The sequence below is a fragment of the Sporomusa acidovorans genome, assembly GCF_900101845.1.
GTDB classification, from domain to species: domain Bacteria; phylum Bacillota; class Negativicutes; order Sporomusales; family Sporomusaceae; genus Sporomusa; species Sporomusa acidovorans.
Window position 1 is genome coordinate 1 of record NZ_FNAM01000099.1, and the last position, 3,194, is coordinate 3,194.

A 3,194-nucleotide genomic window follows, 5' to 3' on the forward strand; every position below is an offset into this window, starting at 1 on the left:
GCCGTCACCGAAAAACACGAATCCCTCGTGCAATCCCATAAGAAAAAAAGCGGCTTCTTATCATCGAAAACCACAGATAAGCTCGACTATTCCTTAACCAACGAAGTAAAAGGCAGCACCATCTCCGGTGAAGCAGTCCATGTTACCAGCGGCAAAGATCTTACGGTTAAGGGCAGCAACGTTGTCGCCACCAACGATGTCAATCTCCAAGCGGATAACGACGTAACCATTACCTCCACCCAGGAAACCGGCGCCGACGAGCATTACAAGAAAGTAAAAAAATCCGGCCTCTTCAGTGGCGGCGGCCTGGGTTTTACGATCGGCACGCAGTCGACCAAAACGACCCTGAACGAACAAGTCAAAGACGAAATCGGCAGCACGGTCGGCTCCATTGCCGGTAACGTCACCGTCACCGCCGGCAACAACGTTAAAAGTGAAGGCACAACAGTTGTCAGCGGCAAGGACACCACCATCACCGGTAAGAATGTGAGTATTGATAATACTATCAATACCTATGACAGCCAGTACAAGTATGAATTCAAGCAAAGCGGCCTAAGCGTATCGTTAGGCGGAGCGATAATTGACGCCGGATCTAATTTTGCCTACCATGTGAACCGGGCAGGCGACGTACAGGATAAACGCTTGCAGACTCTTTACGGCTACAAAGCCCTGCAGGACTATCAAATCATCGATAAGAACCTCAATCAATATACGAATTTACAGAAAGCATACGACCAGGCGGTTAAAGACTATGAGGCTGCGGGTATTACCCAAAAGGCCGATAAGGCGGAAAAAGTTGCCCAAAAGAGTGATGCCCTTAAAAATTATATAGACCAAGCATTTTCCATCAATATCGGCATCGGCAGCACTAAAACCACGAAAGAGCAGAACATCCATGTAGAAACGGTAAATGCGGCCAACATTACGGCAGGCGGCGACGTAACCATCAAAGCGACTGCCGGGGATGTCGATCTTAAAGCGACGAATATCACGGGAGATGACATCACTCTTGCTGCAGCTAAAAACCTTACCATTGAATCAGCCCAAAATGTTTCGCAGACTAATACCAAGAATAGCTCCTCATCAGCATCGCTCGGTGCATCCTTCGGTTTAGGCACAGGTTCCTTGGGCGGATTCAACGGCGGCGTTGGCGCGAACAAAAGCAAAGAAAACGAAGACAGTAATACCCATACGGAAAGCGTAATTAGCGCCAGCGGCACTACAACCTTGAAATCCGGCAACGATACCAACATTACCGGCTCTCAAGTCAAAGGCGAAAAAGTAGTGGCTGACGTGGGCGGCAACCTAAATATTGGCAGCCAGCAGGATACTGATACCTATACCGAGAAAAGCAAGAATAGCGGGATTAACTTTGATACCGGAAATCGCGGCGGTACTCATGGCTCGACAAATACCGGTAAAATCAATTCCAACTACAGCAGCGTTATCGAACAAGCGGGCATCTATGCTGGTAAGCAGGGCTTTACTATCAATGTCGGTAAAAACACCGACCTGAAGGGTGCGGTTATTAGCAGCGAGGCTACGCCGGATAAGAATAAGATTAGTACGGATACTTTGACTTACTCGGATATTAAGAATAAGGCGGAGTACAGCGCGAGCAGTTCGGGAGTTAATTATAACAGTACTCCTAAACTAGGTATGAAATTAGGAGATTTGGGTTTAACTCCTAATATTGGTGTAACTGCGTCCGGTAATGCAGACAGTACAACTAAATCAGCGATTTCAAACGGTACGATTATTGTTGGTGGAGTAAAAATTGATCCTATAAATCTTAGTCGGGATACTACTAATTCAGTAAATGCTTTAGGTAAAATATTTGATAAACAAACGGTACAAGAAAGACAGGAGTTAGCTAATGTATTCGGCGAAGTAGCATATGAAGAAATTCATAAACTGAGTGAAGATAATGGTTGGAAAGATGGAGATCCTAAAAAAGTTGCTCTTCATACGATTGTTGGGGCACTTATGGCTCAAATGGGTGGAGGAGATGCTTTATCTGGTGGTGTTGGTGCTGGTGTAAATGAAGCGATGCAGAAAGAATTATCTAAGATAACAGACCCTGCACTTCGTCAATGGGCTAGTTATGTTGTTGGTTCAGCAGCAGCAAAATTAGCTGGGGGTACTCCTCAAACTGGTGGTTCAACAGCAGCTAGTGGAACGAAGAATAATGATCTGGGATCTGTGATTACAGGGACCATAGAGATTATTGGTATAGGTAAAATTATTGTAACAGCTACTGAAATTATAGTTGCAGGGATTGCATACAGAGCCGGTACGGCGGCATATGAATGGGCATATAATAAATATATAAATGCAACTTTCCCGGAAAATCCAGATGATTTTAATCCAGACGGTTTAGTTAAACGAGAATGGAATACAAAAAACGGAAAAATTGTAAAATGGCTTGATCCTGATGGTAAGGCTAAATATGAATGGGACGAAGATGCAGACCACGGAGAACATTATCACCATACTCCCGATGGGAAAGGACGTGAACCACATCCAGAAACTGGGGATACTCATATGTATCCAGGAGATACTGTTCCTGAATAAAAAGGGGTGATGATAAAGATGATTGTTATTAGTAAAAAAGAAATAGAAGAAATCAAAAATATCAATTTTCATGATGCAAAAATTTCAAAAATTGTTTGTGATTATGACGAAGGAACAGTTGAAATGCCTATTATTATGGATGATACGCATCAATATGCTGCATTGTTGAATTTTAAAGATGTAATGTATGTGAAAATTGATCGCAAGGAACCATGGGGACCGGGGTGTTACATTTCTACATTGGATGTAGAAGACGCGAAGGGTGATTGTTTTAAGGTGAGTATTTTACTCAATTCAGGAGATGAGGTAATTATTGTCGCATTAAAAATGATCTATTCTGTAAAATAAATAATTTTTGTAAGATAAACAAAAGAGAGGTCAACGGACAGGAAATCCGCTGACCTCTCTTGTTTTCTACGATGTCGTCTGGTGAACAAACAACAACCTGGATAATATTACCTATTAAAAGTGAGTCAAGGGACGGTTCCTTGACTCATTATCTTTTTCAGTATAAAATAGCATCAGCATTACTCGGTGCATCCTTCGGCTTAGGCACAGGTTCCTTCGGCGGATTCAACGGCGGCGTTGGCGCGAACAAAAGCAAAGAAAACGAAGACAGT

3 protein-coding genes are annotated in these 3,194 nt (G+C 43.2%); all 3 read left to right on the forward strand.

What is annotated here, in order from left to right; genetic code table 11:
- The coding region (locus tag BLR65_RS28440; protein ID WP_176772831.1) for a hemagglutinin repeat-containing protein at positions 1-2,574 on the forward strand (2,574 nt) is incomplete at its 5' end.
- Between the two features lie 18 nt (positions 2,575-2,592).
- Positions 2,593-2,922, forward strand: coding sequence for a hypothetical protein (locus BLR65_RS28445; RefSeq protein ID WP_093798163.1), 330 nt, complete (start codon positions 2,593-2,595; stop codon positions 2,920-2,922).
- Positions 2,923-2,993: 71 nt separating this feature from the next.
- On the forward strand, positions 2,994-3,194 hold a 201-nt coding region (locus BLR65_RS30675; protein ID WP_218130682.1), incomplete at its 3' end, for a hypothetical protein.